Source organism: Acinetobacter sp. ANC 3832, assembly GCF_002135415.1.
Taxonomy (GTDB): domain Bacteria; phylum Pseudomonadota; class Gammaproteobacteria; order Pseudomonadales; family Moraxellaceae; genus Acinetobacter.
This window is the reverse complement of sequence record NZ_NEGJ01000003.1, coordinates 64851-79909: the sequence shown is the minus strand read 5'-3', so window position 1 is coordinate 79909 and position 15059 is coordinate 64851. Positions and strand designations below refer to the sequence as shown.

Sequence of the window (15059 nt, the reverse complement as noted above, 5' to 3'; positions counted from 1 at the left end):
ATTCATGAATATTTCTCAATTTTTTATTTTACGCCCAGTTGCCACTATTTTATTAATGTTGGCATTGTTTATAAGTGGTTTATTTGTCTGGCGGTTATTACCTGTTTCAGCGCTCCCACAAGTAGACTATCCAATTATTCAAATTTACACGTTTCAGCCTGGTGCAAACCCCGATACGGTTCAACGGATGATTACCTCACCCTTAGAGCGGGAAATGGGAAAAATTGCTGGTTTGAAACAGATGTCATCTAATAGTTCAGTCGGTGCATCTGTGATTACATTACAGTTTGAATTATCTGCGGAACTTGGTGTGGTTGAACAAGAGGTTCAGTCTGCATTAAGTACTGCAAGCTCCAAATTACCCAGTGATTTGCCTACACCACCTATTTACAGAAAAGTGAATCCTGCTGATATTCCAGTGATTACGCTTGCTGTTAGTTCCGATACATTGCCATTAACAACTGTGTACGACATGGTTGATACTCGAGTTGCACAAAAACTATCTCAACTCACAGGCGTTGGAATGGTGAGTTTAGCAGGAGGACAACGTCCAGCTATTCGAGTGCAAATGAATCCAACAGCACTAGCAGCTTATAAAATGAGTGCTGAAGATGTACGTTCAGCAATTGCAGCAGCCAACGCGAATCAGCCAAAAGGCAGTTTTGATGGTCCATTTCGTAGCACTATGTTGGATGCAAACGACCAAATTCGCTCAATAGCGGATTATCAAAATTTAATTTTACGGTGGAATAATGATGCACCTATTCGCTTAAAAGATGTAGCAAATGTAGTAGTGGGTAGTGAAGATCGTTATATGGCAGCATGGGCTAATAGTCAGTCTGCTATTTTAATTAATATACAACGCCAACCTAATGCCAATGTGGTTCAGGTAGCAGATCAAATTAAACAGGTATTACCTGAGTTACAAAAGAATCTGCCGAGTAACGTACATATTCGCGTGTTGACTGATCGTACCGAAAGTATTCGCAGTTCTATTCATGATGTCCAAAAGGAATTGGTCTTTGCTGTTTGCTTAGTGGTGATGGTGACTTTCTTATTTTTAAGAAGTTTATCCGCAACCTTAATTCCGAGTATCGCCGTACCTTTATCTATTATTGGTACTTTTGTATTGATGTACTTTTTGGGATTTTCTATCAATAACTTAACGTTAATGGCATTAACAATTGCGACGGGTTTTGTCGTAGATGATGCAATTGTGATGCTTGAAAATATTACACGGCATCGTGAGGCAGGAGAAACTATATTACAAGCGGCATTAAAGGGTTCTAAAGAAATTGGATTTACCCTGATTTCTTTGACAATTTCGCTTATTGCTGTACTTATTCCCTTATTGTTTATGGGGGATGTTGTAGGTCGCTTATTTCATGAGTTTGCAGTGACTTTAGCGGCAGCGATTGCTTTATCTCTTGTAGTTTCACTAACTTTAACGCCCATGATGTGTGCGTATTTACTTAAAAATAGTCAACATCAAGTCAAACGGCAAAAATGGAGTTTGGATCAGATTGTTGATGGTTATGCAAAATTACTCAAATGGGTATTTCAGCATCAAACATTTACTCTCGCTGTCATGCTGAGTACGGTTGTTTTAGCAGGACTAATGTATTGGTTTATTCCCAAAGGCTTTTTTCCCGTCCAAGACAGTGGTGTGATTCAGGTTGTGACTGAAGCACCAGATCATATTTCTTTTCAAGCTATGACTGAACGACAACATGACTTAGCCAATCAAATATTGAAAGATCCTGCAACAGAAAGTCTATCTTCATTTATTGGAATAGATGCTAATAATCCTAAATTAAGCACTGGTCGTATTTTAGTTAATTTAAAACCACATGCCGAACGTGATTCTGTCGAACAAGTTATTGTAAGACTTCGTGAAAGTTTTGAACAAGTACATGGAATAAAAGGCTGGATGCAACCGATTCAAGAGTTAAGTATTGAATCGAAAATAAGCCGTACACAATATCAGCTCAGTCTCACTGCACCCAATAATCAACTTATAGAAGAATGGACTCCAAAATTTATTGATGCTTTAGCTCAATATAAAGAATTTTCAGATATTGCAAGTGATGATGCAGGTCAGGGGAGGCAAGCTTATATTGATATTAATCGAGATGCAGCAGCGAAGTTAGGGCTAACAGTAGAAGATATCAGTTTGGCTTTGCAAAATTTATTTGCTCAGCGTCAAATAGCAACACTTTATACGCAGTCCAATCAATATCGTATTATTTTAGAACTTGATCCTAAACAAACACAGGGTATTGAAGCATTAAGTCAAACTTATATTCATAATCAAGATGGTCAAGCTGTGCTTTTAAGCTCAGTTGCAACAATTGAGCAAAAACATGCACCGATCTTATTACAACAACAAGCTCAATTTCCTGCATCGGGAATTTCATTTAATTTAGCGCATGGTGTTTCACTTGGTGAAGCAATAAACGTAATTCATACTGCTGAGAAATCATTAGGTTTACCACCGGAACTCAGTGTTGAATTACAAGGAGCAGCAGCAGCTTTTGAAAAATCATTACAGCATATGTTTTGGTTAGTCATTGCAGCGATTGTAACGATGTATATTGTGCTTGGCATACTTTATGAAAGCTTTATTCATCCTATTACGATTCTTTCAACTTTACCTTCCGCAGGCGTCGGTGCTTTATTAGCATTATTTCTTACGCAACAACCCTTAGATATGATTGCGTTGATTGGTATTATTTTGTTGATTGGTTTGGTCAAGAAAAACGGCATTATGATGGTAGATTTTGCACTTGCTGCACAACGCAATGAAGGACTATCCCCGCAAGAGGCCATATATCAAGCAGCATTATTACGTTTTAGACCGATTTTAATGACCACTTTAGCTGCATTGGTCGGTGCTATTCCGTTAATGCTTGCAACAGGTTCAGGAGCAGAATTACGGCAACCACTAGGTATTGTGATGGTTGGAGGTTTATTGCTAAGCCAAATTCTGACTCTATTTACTACACCTGTGGTCTATTTGTTATTTGATCGTCTACAACACTCTATTCATACAAAAAATAAGCCATTGGCTTCAAGAGGGGCATCTTCTTGAATCTGTTTGTTGTATTCATTCATCGTCCAGTTGCAAGTATTTTAATTGGTATTGCTATTATGTTATTGGGGGGCTTGGCTTATTTTCGCTTGCCTGTTGCCGCATTACCTCAAGCAGATATTCCAACCATTGTAGTTCGAGCAAGTTTGCCCGGTGCAAGTCCAGAAAGTATGTCTGCCACCGTGGCTACACCATTGGAAAGAGCAATGATTGGAATTTCTGGAATTAAAGCCATTAATTCATCTAGTAATCAAAGCTCTACTCAAGTTGTTTTACATTTTGATTTAAATACAGACATTAATGAGGCCGCTCGTGAAGTTCAGGCAGCTATTAATACCGCAATGTCACAATTACCTTCAGGGATGCCAAGCCCACCTGAATATTTTAAAATTAATCCTAGTCAAAGCCCTATATTTTATTTGGCGTTTAGTTCTGAACACTTATCTGCAGGGAAGTTATATGAACTTGCAACAGAACAATTACAACCAAATCTTTCTAAAATTAGTGGTGTAGGTGATGTTGCAATTGATGGTGCATCAATGCCAGCGGTTCGTATTACTTTAGACCCAAATAAATTAATTTCCCAAGGTGTTTCATTAGAACAAGTCAGAGAGGTGATTGTAAAAAGTAATATTGTTCAAGCTTTAGGCGTAGTTGAGCAAGAACAATGGCGATGGCAAGTTGCACTTTCAAATCAGCTTAAAAAAGCAGATGATTTTGCCAATTTAATTATTCATCAAAGCAATAAAGGCGTAGTCCGTTTAAAAGATATCGCCCAAGTTGAAGATTCAGTTGAAAACAGTTATGTGAGTGGATTTCATAATGGCAAGCCTGCTGTTATTTTAAAAATTAGTCGTCAACCAAATGCCAATACTATTGCAACTATTGAGCAAATTAACCAACAGTTACCTATGCTTAAAGCTTTAATTCCAGCAGATGCAACATTAACAGTGGTGATGGATGGTTCTGAGGTCATTCAAGCTAGTCTAAATGAAGCACGTAATACACTCATTTTCTCAATGCTATTGGTCATTATTGTCGTAGCGCTCATGTTGGGTAAGTTGCAAAGTGCAATTGTTCCCACTGTTGCAATGTTAGTTACTTTAGTTGGTGTGTGTAGTTTGATTTATTTGGCGGGGTTTTCATTAAATAACTTATCGATTATGGCTATTATTGTGGCGATTGGTTTGGTGGTTGATGATGCAATTGTTGTACTCGAAAATATTGAACGGCATGTTGAAAAAGGTCTATCTCCATTAAAAGCTGCAATTATTGGAATTCGTGAAGTCGGTTTTACACTAATAGCAATGAATTTTGCCTTAGTCGTAATATTTATTTCTATCTTATTCATGGGTGGGGTGATTGAACGATTGTTTAGAGAGTTTTCTCTCACATTAGTTTTTATTGTGATTATTTCTGTCCTTGTTTCATTGGTTCTCACTCCAAGTTTATCTGTGCGTTGTATAAAACCGATTGAAAATAGCCAACAAACAAAGCTATATCAATATAGTCATTTATTTATTACAAGTTTGACACAAGCTTATATCCGTTCTTTACGTTGGGCGATATTACATGGCTATTTAGTTGTTATTTTTTGGATTGGGGCAATTATTGCTTCAGTATACTTATATCAGACCTTACCTAAGCGTGTGATTCCAGAGCAAGATACAGGTAGAGTCGAAGCTTTTATTCGTGGTGATGATGGTTTTTCCTTTCAAGTCATGCAAGGAAAAATTGAAAAATTTAATCAAGCCTTACTTGCTGACCCTGCTGTAAAAGATGTTATTGGTACTTCGGGTGGAAGTGGTGGAATGACTAATTCATTAATGATGGTGAGTTTAAAGCCAAAAGCTGAACGAGAAGGGCAAACGTCATTTGAAGTCATTGAACGGTTGAAACAAAATGCGCCATGGCAAGCTGGTGCAATATTTTCAGCAGATGTAGAGCAAGATTTACAACTTGATGACCCTTTTGCAAGTCATAACAGTCAACAGAAACTCTTATTACTACAATCCGATAATATTACATTATTAAGACAGTGGTTGCCAAAAGTTGCCGAAGAAATAAAAAAACTTCCTGAACTTGAAGAAGTTGAAACGATGGGGGATGAGGGGGCACAACATGTCATGTTGGATATAAATCGTGAAAATGCAAAACGCTTAGGTGTAGACATCGAAAAAATTTCGAGTGTATTAAATAATTCATTTTCACAGCGGCAAATTTCGACTATTTATGATCAGCGTAATCAATTTAATGTGGTCATGGAAGTTGATCGACATTTTACAGAACAGCCTGAATCGCTCGCAAATGTAAAAGTACCTAATGATAAAGGTGAGTACGTTCCTTTGACCAATTTTGCAACGTGGTCTTACGGTATTAGTAATGATCGTATTTATCGACGCAATCAATATGCTGCAATGGGAATCGGTTACGTTGTGAAAAATGGTTATAGCCCTGAACAGGCTGAAACGGCTATTCGAAACATACTACCTAATATTATGCTTCCCAAGGAAATTTTTATGACGACAGATAAAGACGTTGAAGCTGAAAGTTTACAAACGGGTTTAAGCACCACATGGCTTGTTTTTACTGTAGTCATATTGATTTATATTGTTTTAGGAGTGACTTATGAAAGTCTCATTCATCCTTTAACGATTTTATCTACGATACCTGCTGTTGCATTAGGCGGTTTACTCACACTTTGGCTGTTTAAAATCCCATTTAGTTTAATTGCACTATTGGGCATGTTCTTGCTGATCGGAATTGTGGTGAAAAATGCAATCCTTTTAATTGATTTTACGTTGCAAGAACGTAGAAAAGGAATGTCGAGTTTTGATGCCATTATAGCAGCTGCCCAACTCCGTTTTCGTCCCATTTTCATGACAAATACAGCAGCATTATTAGGTGCTATTCCGCTTGCATTCAGCTGGGGTGAAGGGGCTGAAATGCGTCAACCACTAGGTGTCGTGATTGTCGGTGGGTTGGTTTTAGGTCAGCTTTTAACTTTATATACCACGCCAATACTTTATTTAATTTTAGAACGATTTTCTCAGTTTTTAAAAGTGTGGGTTTTAAAACTAAACGTATTGAACTGGGAAAAATAGGAATTTTATATGCCATATTTATTATCTAATCTTTCTATTATTTTACTATGTTCAATGTTCATGAGTGGTTGCCAATCTACTCATGTAGTTAAGCCAGTGACATATCAAACACCTGATATTCAAAGTGTGGATCGTTATAAATATTCAGATTTGAATTGGATTGCAATACCTAAAAATCAGACGAATCAGCAGGAGTGGTGGAAAGTCTATAATGACCCAGTGTTATCAGAGATATTACAGCAGTTAAATCTAAATAACTTAACGCTACAACAAGCAGAAGCCCGCTATCGTTATGCGATGGCTTTGGTCAATGAACAAAAAAATAACCGACGCCCTACGATAAATCTAAAGGCAGAAGCAAATCGAAGTGCTTCTAAAGAGGAACGTATCCATAATCAATTGAGTACGGGAATAAATGTCAGTTGGGCTCCAGATTTATGGGGGCGGGTAGCAAAAGCTTTAGAAGGTCAGCAAGCCAATCTAAAAGCATCACAGGCAGATTTAGCTGCAATACAATTGAATCAGCAATTATTGGCAAGTGATGCCTATTTGATGATTCGTTTGCTTGATTTAAAACTAGACATGCTTAGAGAAACACAAAAGAGCGACCAACGCTCAGTACAAATTTTACAACATCAAAATAAGGCAGGAATGATTGCTAGAGCAGATGTGATTCAAGCAGAAACACAGCTCAAACAAATTGAAATTGAATTGAATATCACGCAACGTGAACGAGCATTACAAGAGAATATTTTAGCCGTACTTTTAGGAAAAACTATCACTAGTTTTCAATTACAAAAAGTCGTTTATACATATTATGTGCCTAAAATTCCAATGCAAATTCCCAGTCGTATATTAAGTCAACGTCCAGATGTGATACGTGCAGAGCGAGAATTAGCAGCCATACATGCTCAATTAGGTTTAGCAGAAACTGCATGGCTTCCAGATATCAATATTGACATCGATACAGCATTGAATAGTCAAGCTTTGAGTTCATTACTACAATCGCCTCATTATTTGTGGTCTATGGGGCTAAAAATGACAAGTTCACTGTTCGATGGTGGTAATCGTCAGGTTGATATTGAAAAGGCAAAAGCAAATTATGAAGAGAAGATAGCAGCTTATAAGCAAACAGTACTTACAGGTTGGAAAGAAGTTGAGGATGCTTTATTACAATCAGTAAGTTTGAATCAACAGACTGTGCAACAACAGCAATTATTGAATTTAACAACTGAAAATGAACGTGTCGCTATACAGCGTTATCAAGCGGGTATGGTAACTTATTTAGAAGTTGTGATTGCTCAAAATGTACGCTTACAAGCAAATCAAATTTTATTAGAAGCACAAAATCAAGAAGTTAGAAATAGCATGCAATTGATTGCTGCGTTAGGAACCAATTGGTAGTTTTTTTAACATCTATTTATATACTCATTGTTTAAATAGTATATCTTCTTTATATGTAGATGCGATATTCGAGTGCTTAGATAACGCCTTTTTATTTATGTTTAGAAGATAGAAATAAAGAACTTGTTCATACTGAGGCAACCTGTCTATACACTCGGCTTGAAATAGACACAGAGTTCCCGTCAGGATCTTTAGTATTAGAAAATTGATAGCCATTGGCTTGATGAGTTGCGCCAAAAACTAATCCGCGGTCAGCACTTTCCTGTTTGTAAATATCTATATTTTCTACAGAAAAGATCAATTTTATATTTGCTTGTCCCATTTTTATGCTTTTAGCTGCTTGATGGATCAAAAGTTGTATCGATCCATTGGTTTGGTTCAGCTCAATAAGCCCTTCGATAACGTCTGAACTCCCTTGAAAAGCAAAATATTTTTGATAAAACTCAGCAGTGTTTTTCATATTTTTGGCATAGATCATAATGGTGTTTAAATGAGGGGAATTCATGATTTTCCTTATAGAGTAAAAGTAGTTTTAGTTTAATTATTCATGTTGTATACAAATGAAACGATTTTATACAATATATTTATTATTTATAACAGATGAAAAAATCGTTTAGATATGATCTAAACGATTCCAAGTGAAATTTAAATCATCTTAAAATTTATATTTTAGCCCTAAATTATAGTTACGGCCTTCACCCCATGTGTAGGTACTATACCAACTAAAAATCGTATAGTATTTTTTATCCAAAAGATTATTAACATTAAATGAAAGTGACAACTGATCATTAAATTTATAGTTTGCCATCGCGTCAATTAACCAATAATCAGATACTACGTGTTTATCAGTAGCTTTGTTACTAGGATTGGTGATATTACCCCAAGTTTCATCTTGCCAACGCGCACCACCACCTATCGTTAAACCATCTACCCATTGGTTTAGTTTATAACTTGTATAAAGAGAAAGTTCATTTTCTGGCGTTAGCGTACTTTCTTTTTCACCTTGTTGTTTTGAAACTTTATGATTAAACCCTGCATGTAGGTTCCAATCAGGTAAGATTTCTCCTGTAATTTCTAGCTCAATACCTTTAGTCTTAACCCCTTGTATTGCTTCAAATGCGGTATCACCAGAAGGGGTTACTGTATTTGGAATTTCTTTAGCAAAATTGTCTTGAATCAGTTGATAATATGCCAAGCTTGTATTTAGTCGACCATTATAAAACTCACCTTTAATACCTGCTTCGTAGTTTTCACCTTCTAGAGGATCAAGTGATTTTCCTTCAGGTGTTTTTGAAGATTGAGGCTTAAAGATTGTACTATAACTTGCATAAACTGAATAATTGTCATTTAGATCGTATACAGTGCCTATATATGGAACAAAAATACCTGATTTTTTATAATTTTCGGCTTTGTAGTTAGCATAACGTCCTCCTAAAATTAATTTTAAATCATCACTTAGATTCCAACGAGACGTTGCATAAAGTCCATTTTGTCTTGTAGTTTCATTATCTGACCAATGGCTACCTTTTTGCCAATCAGGTTCTGGCACATCACCATTCCATTGATAATATTGATCTACTGCATTTTTATAATCCTCTGGCGCACCATAGCCATTATTTTTCCAAGTACTTTTTGAAAGGCTAGCACCAACAACTAACTCATGTTCACGTCCAAACAGTTGAAATGGTCCTGACATATATAAATCAGCGGCATCACTTTTAGTTTCACCTTTATAGTTTCCAAGCCACATAGAAACACCACTTCCATTGGAAGGATTAGGATTACCACCAGTTGCTGCACCTAAGCGGGCATCATAACCATTTATTTGATGATTTAATTGTAGTTTTGCCACCCAATCATTATCAAACTTATGTTCTAAGGTTGAAAATAGGGTACGCGTGTATTGTTCCCAAGTACTCCATTTTGCACCATTATTAAAACTACGAGGCATGTCATTGAAATGGCCTGTTGCATCATAAATTGGAATTCCTCCCCAAGTTGAACCTTTAGGTTTACTATCTTGATAATCTGCACCCACAGTCAGTAATGTTTTATCTGTTAAATCAGCTTCTACAATGCCGTAAAAAACAGGTGTTTTACGTTCATAATGATCAAGTTTAGATTCTTTGTCTTGATATGCGGTTACACCACGAGCACGAATACTTCCAGATTCATTAAGTGAACCACTGACATCTAATTCACCTTGATAATTATTCCATGACCCTAGGCTTAAAGAAGCACTTCCTTGAAATTCCTTTGTTGGTTTTTTACGAATAAGATTGATGGTTGCACCTGGATCACCTACGCCAGTTAGTAACCCTGTTGCACCTTTTAAAACCTCTATACGATCATAAATTGCTGTATTACTAAGTGTGTTGCCAGATGAATATGCGGAATCTCGAAGCATGGGAATGCCATCATATTGAAAGTTCTGTATGGCAAAACCACGTGAATAATATTCAGTACGTTCACTGTCATAAGTCACTACGCTTACACCAGGTGTATGCCTCATGACATCATCAATAGAATTTAGATTAAAATCATCCATTTCTTGACGAGTAATTACACTAATCGTTTGAGGTGTTTCTCTTGGTTTTAAAATTAAACGTGTCGCAGTGGCAATGGTTCCAGGTGTGTATATACCACTATTTTCTGTAATTTCACCTAATTGATTCGCTGTATAGCTGATCGTGGGCAAAGCTTGAATTTGTAGGTCACTGGGAGTTGTGCTTTCTGCTGCATGGGAGAGGGGGCTATAAACTCCAAAAGCTGTTCCTAACATAATAAATTGAATGATTTTGGACAGATATTTTTGGTTCGGATGGACGTGTTTTTTGGGTGACATATTAAATAATCTCTATAGGAGTTTGAGCTTGTTTCTATAGATGTCGTTTGAAATTAATAAAAGTATCAAAATATGAAATTTATTAGTTCTGTCGTATTAAGAATAGTTTGAGCTAATATTTAATTTTATAGGAGCTTAATAGGTCGATTTCCAGTGCATTTAAACGATTACATTATCCAACCGATGTGAACCGTACCGAGTTTGTCGGAGAGTCACTATTCTGAGAGACTACTCCAATGAAAAAATCAAACTACCCCCCTGAAATCAGAGTAAGAGCGGTTGAACTTGTGATTGAGTCTGAAAAAGATTATTCATCGAATTGGGCTGTGATCACTGCTATTGGCCTAAGATTGGTTGCACTCCTGAAACTCTACGTGTTTGGTATCAAAAATATTTAGATAAACAAAACCCAATTAAAGTACAGCAGCTTTCAGATTAAGAACGAATTAAACAACTCGAGCGTGAAAATAAAGAACTGCAACGTGCCAATGAAATTCTGCGTAAAACAGCTGCTTTTTTCGCCTAGGCGGAGCTCGATCACCTACACAAATAATGGTGGATTTCATTCATAACAATAAAGATCGATATGGTGTTGATGCAATTTGTAGAGTTTTACCGATCGCAGCATCAACCTATTATTACCTGACTTTAGATCTCGTTCATAATCCAGAATTTCGAGCGGAACGTGTTTTGCATTATTTACATCATGCAGAGCAAATTAAACGTATTTGGAAGGAAAGTTCGGGGCGATATGGCATACGTAAAGTATGGCAACAATTGAGACGTGAAGGCTATGTGATTGCACGTTGCAGAGTAGTTCGCTTGATGCAAAAGTTAGACATACAAGGTGTTTGGCGTGGTAAGAATAAACAAACCACCTGTAGCCGAGATGATCAAAAACGCGCAGATGATTTAGTGAAACGTAATTTTAAAGCCGCTCACCCTAATCACTTGTGGGTTGCTGACTTCACCTATATTCAAACCCATTCAGGCTGGGTGTATACCGCATTTATTATTGATGTGTTCTCACGAGCAATTATTGGATGGAAAGTATCCACACGTATGAATACAGATATGGTTCTTGATGCACTTGAACAAGCATTACATGATCGAGGTATGCCAAAGAATGTGATTCATCATTCAGACAGAGGTGTGCAATATCTTTCTATTCGTTATACCAATCGTTTAGAAGTAGCAAATTTACGAGCATCAGGGGGTACGACAGGTGATTCATACGATAATGCTTTGGCTGAAACGGTGAATGGCTTATACAAAACAGAGGTGATTGAATATTTAAAAGCCGATTGGAAAGGTTTAGAAGATATACAACTTGCGACATTAAATTGGGTAGATTGGTTCAATAAGAAGCGTGTACACAGTGCAATTGATTATGTATCGCCTTTTGAGTTTGAAGCAATGTACTATGATAAGATTAATCCGTTAGGTCAGGTGGCCTAACTTAAATAAAAAGTTTCCGACAAACTCGGTACGGTTCAATCATAAGCATTTCGACAATGTGAGACTAGTTTCTCTACCCGATTGTAGATACTTTCATTCCTGAGCATATCCTGAAAAAAAGATAACTATTGTTGTGGCAATATTTTGGTGAAGTCCAAATCACCAAAAACAGATAAAATTCGTTTTCCAATAGATTGAGTTTCTTTCTTTATTGTTATTTTAGCCCAAGTAGTTTTCTTAGTATCAAGCCATCCACACATCAAACTTTTTAAATTAAGTTGTTGCTCCTCAACTTTTTGCAGTTCAATTTGTTTTTTTGTTAATTTTTTTTCTTTTTGCTGTAACTTGAGAAAAATGGTTGAAGCTTCAAGTTTAGCTTGTACAAGCGATAACTCAGGATAAGCCCCAATACTATGCCATTTCCATTTCCCTATCTCATCCTTAAAGCGTACTTGCCAAGACTTTTTTCCTTTTGGTGATACACGAAAATAAAGCCCCACATCACATGAAATACGATACTCCTTATCCTCAGATTCAAGATTATATAAATGCGTGTCTTTTATTTGTTTAATGCCATTGAGGGCAGTTCTTTTCATAGCTAAACACTTTGTATCCCAGTAATGCAGAAAGAGTACGGATACAAACAAGGATACAAATGAATGGTTCCTGTATGAGTGTATATGAGTTTATTTTTATATTAAAAAAACCTATAATTCTTTTAAAATTAGAGGTTTAGTAATCATATAAGTGCATATGATGATGTAATTTGGTGGGCCCACCCAGACTTGAACTGGGGACCAACGGATTATGAGTCCGCTGCTCTAACCAACTGAGCTACAGGCCCTTTAAATACTGATATATCAAGTATTTTCGTTGAAGAATACTAGCGAAAATAAAAACCAAATACAAGCGCTTTTACTTGAAGAAAATGGGTATGTTTGTTTATTAGGCAAAAATTGAATTAATTTTTAAATTACTCTCTAGTTTCTTTACGTGCATCTAAATAAATATCAATTGCACTCCAAGCACAAATCAACATTAAAACAGCTAAGCTCACCATCGACAAAGTTATAAACATGCATTCATCCTTTTACGCATTCATTTAGTATTAAGCAAATCATAGACTAAAGTCTATATTATTTATTGTCTGAGTGAAGGTTTTTTTTGATGGTTTTTAATACAAAGTTTATCTCATACTATTGTTTTTAAATATCAATTTGTCCTTTGCATGTTTAAGATACTAAATTAAAATTAAATGAAAAGTATATGTTAACAATAGAAATCATTTCATTAGATGCGGTTATAGCCTATTTATAGAACATAAAAAAGCACTCAATCTATAAGTTTAAGTGCTCAAGAAAAATTGAAATTGCAATATTAGCTATCTAAGAGAATAGAACCATATTGTTCACGTAATTCACGTTTAAGCATTTTACCTGTACCACTTAATGGAATTGATTCAACAAAAATCACTCGGTCGGGAATTTGCCATTTCGCAATCTTGTCAGCAAAATAACCTAAAAGGTCAGCTTCACTAATATTACTATTTTGTATCTTGATTGCAATAATAATAGGGCGTTCATCCCATTTTGGATGGGTCGCAGCAATGACGGCTGCCATCGCAATATCAGGATGCCCCATTGCAATGTTTTCAAGTTCTACAGAAGAAATCCATTCGCCACCAGATTTAATTAAATCTTTAGCACGGTCACTCAAATATAAGAAACCATCGGCATCAAGAGAAGCAATATCACCTGTGTCAAACCAACCATCGGAAGTTAATGCAGACTCATTTTTACCAAAATATTCATTGATGATCCAATGTCCTTTCACTTGTAGATTACCTATGGCATGACCATCACGAACTAATTCATCTGTTCCTTTTTCTTGATCGGCAATACGCAAGTCAACACCGAAAGGTGGGCGACCTTGAGAAAGACGTATTTTAAATTGCTCTGCTTCAGAAAGCTGACTGTGTTTGGCTTTTAATTGATTGCTCGTTCCTAATGGACTCATTTCCGTCATGCCCCATGCATGAATTGTTTCACAGTCAAATAAGTCTTTAAATGCTTTCATCATTGATGGTGGACAAGCAGAACCACCTACGACATTACGTTTTAAGCTGCTTAAATTGCTATTGGCTGCTTTGGCTGCAAGTAATAAACCTTGCCAAATAGTTGGAACACCTAAAGCTTGTGTAACTTTAAACTCATCAATCAATTGAACTAAACTCGCACCATCCAAACCTGGTCCAGGCAGAACCAAAGTACAGCCTACCATCGCTGCTGCATAAGGCGTACCCCAAGCATTTACATGGAACATGGGTACCACAGGAAGCATGACATCTTTGGCAGATAAATTTAATGAGTCTGGTAAGCAAATAGCATACGTGTGTAAAACAGTAGAGCGATGGCTGTACAACGCACCTTTAGGATTACCTGTCGTACCCGATGTATAGCAAAGTGAACTTGCTGTGGTTTCGTCTAATTCAGGCCATTCAAATTCTGATGGTTGTTCGGCAATAAGCACATCATAAAATTTAACTTCAGGTAGGGCATTTGCAACATCTTGATCAAAAGCACCCAAGCAAATGAAATGTTCAACCTTTGGAATATGTGCTTTTACCCCTGTAATTAATGGTAAAAAGGTTTTATCAAAAAGAACCACACGATCTTGAGCATCATTAATAATAAAAATAAGTTGTTCTGGGAATAAACGGGGATTAATGGTGTGGCAAACCATACCACTGCCTGAAATTGCATACCATGACTCTAAATGTCGATGGTTGTTCCATGCAATGGTGGCTACACGATCAGATACATTTAATCCTAGGGAATGCAGGGCATTTGCAAAACGCTTTGAGTTTTCAGCGACATGAGTCCAATCTGTTTTTGTAATTGTGCCATCAGTATTTTTAGAAATAATAGCTGTATCACCATGATAACGTGCAGCATGTTCAATAAAGCTACTGATTAGCAATGGTTGAAACATCATTTGTCCGTGCATAAAAATTCCTTATATTGTTGGTATTTATTTCAAAATTTTTGAAAAGCTTTCTATTTAAAATGGTGAATAATTAGAGAGGGCTACAATTTCATCCTATAGATTTGTTGGATTTAATCAAGATATCTTGCATCTTTTTTACGATATGATGAAG

At 36.4% G+C, this 15059-nt stretch carries 7 protein-coding genes, 1 tRNA gene, 1 pseudogene and 1 other annotated feature; of the genes and pseudogenes, 4 read left to right on the top strand and 5 right to left on the bottom strand.

Translation table 11 applies throughout. From position 1 onward, the window contains the following. Positions 1–4: 4 nt before the first annotated feature. The 3 genes from B9T35_RS04795 to B9T35_RS04785 are packed head-to-tail and all read left to right on the top strand — an operon-like array spanning position 5 to position 7599. Complete coding sequence (locus B9T35_RS04795; RefSeq protein ID WP_086189992.1) at positions 5–3091, top strand: multidrug efflux RND transporter permease subunit; 3087 nt, start codon at positions 5–7, stop codon at positions 3089–3091. Further along, positions 3088–6195 carry an efflux RND transporter permease subunit gene (locus tag B9T35_RS04790; protein WP_086189991.1) on the top strand — a complete coding sequence of 1036 codons (3108 nt, stop codon included), beginning with the start codon at positions 3088–3090 and terminating at the stop codon, positions 6193–6195. Before B9T35_RS04795 ends, B9T35_RS04790 begins: the two co-directional genes overlap by 4 nt. Before the next feature lie 9 nt (positions 6196–6204). Continuing rightward, on the top strand, positions 6205–7599 hold the full coding sequence (locus B9T35_RS04785; protein ID WP_086189990.1) for an efflux transporter outer membrane subunit: 1395 nt from the start codon (positions 6205–6207) through the stop codon (positions 7597–7599). Between the two features lie 127 nt (positions 7600–7726). Here the strand turns inward: B9T35_RS04785 and B9T35_RS04780 are convergent, their stop codons facing one another. Further along, positions 7727–8104 (bottom strand): VOC family protein, encoded by a 378-nt coding sequence (locus B9T35_RS04780; RefSeq protein WP_086189989.1) that lies wholly within the window; start codon positions 8102–8104, stop codon positions 7727–7729. A 150-nt stretch (positions 8105–8254) separates the two neighbouring features. After that, positions 8255–10444: a TonB-dependent siderophore receptor gene (locus B9T35_RS04775; RefSeq protein ID WP_171264217.1), complete on the bottom strand. Its 2190-nt coding sequence runs from the start codon at positions 10442–10444 to the stop codon at positions 8255–8257. Between the two features lie 236 nt (positions 10445–10680). Here B9T35_RS04775 and B9T35_RS04770 point away from each other — a divergent pair. After that, a pseudogene (locus tag B9T35_RS04770) lies at positions 10681–11902 on the top strand (IS3 family transposase). Continuing rightward, positions 10955–11071: a sequence feature (AL1L pseudoknot), on the top strand. (Overlaps the previous pseudogene by 117 nt.) Before the next feature lie 125 nt (positions 11903–12027). Here B9T35_RS04770 and B9T35_RS04765 read toward each other — a convergent pair. The 3 genes from B9T35_RS04765 to B9T35_RS04755 form a co-directional block, all read right to left on the bottom strand. After that, complete coding sequence (locus B9T35_RS04765; protein WP_086189988.1) at positions 12028–12498, bottom strand: DUF4102 domain-containing protein; 471 nt, start codon at positions 12496–12498, stop codon at positions 12028–12030. A gap of 171 nt (positions 12499–12669) precedes the next feature. Continuing rightward, positions 12670–12746: transfer RNA gene (locus B9T35_RS04760), tRNA-Ile, on the bottom strand. A gap of 533 nt (positions 12747–13279) precedes the next feature. After that, positions 13280–14908, bottom strand: a complete 1629-nt coding sequence (locus B9T35_RS04755; RefSeq protein ID WP_086189987.1) for a long-chain-fatty-acid--CoA ligase — start codon at positions 14906–14908, stop codon at positions 13280–13282. Positions 14909–15059 lie beyond the last annotated feature (151 nt).

Coding starts and splice junctions, on each gene's coding strand:
- B9T35_RS04795 (WP_086189992.1), top strand. CDS start 5: ATGAATATTTCTCAATTTTTTATTTTACGCCCAGTTGCCACTATTTTA.
- B9T35_RS04785 (WP_086189990.1), top strand. CDS start 6,205: ATGCCATATTTATTATCTAATCTTTCTATTATTTTACTATGTTCAATG.
- B9T35_RS04780 (WP_086189989.1), bottom strand. CDS start 8,104: ATGAATTCCCCTCATTTAAACACCATTATGATCTATGCCAAAAATATG.
- B9T35_RS04775 (WP_171264217.1), bottom strand. CDS start 10,444: ATGTCACCCAAAAAACACGTCCATCCGAACCAAAAATATCTGTCCAAA.
- B9T35_RS04765 (WP_086189988.1), bottom strand. CDS start 12,498: ATGAAAAGAACTGCCCTCAATGGCATTAAACAAATAAAAGACACGCAT.
- B9T35_RS04755 (WP_086189987.1), bottom strand. CDS start 14,908: ATGCACGGACAAATGATGTTTCAACCATTGCTAATCAGTAGCTTTATT.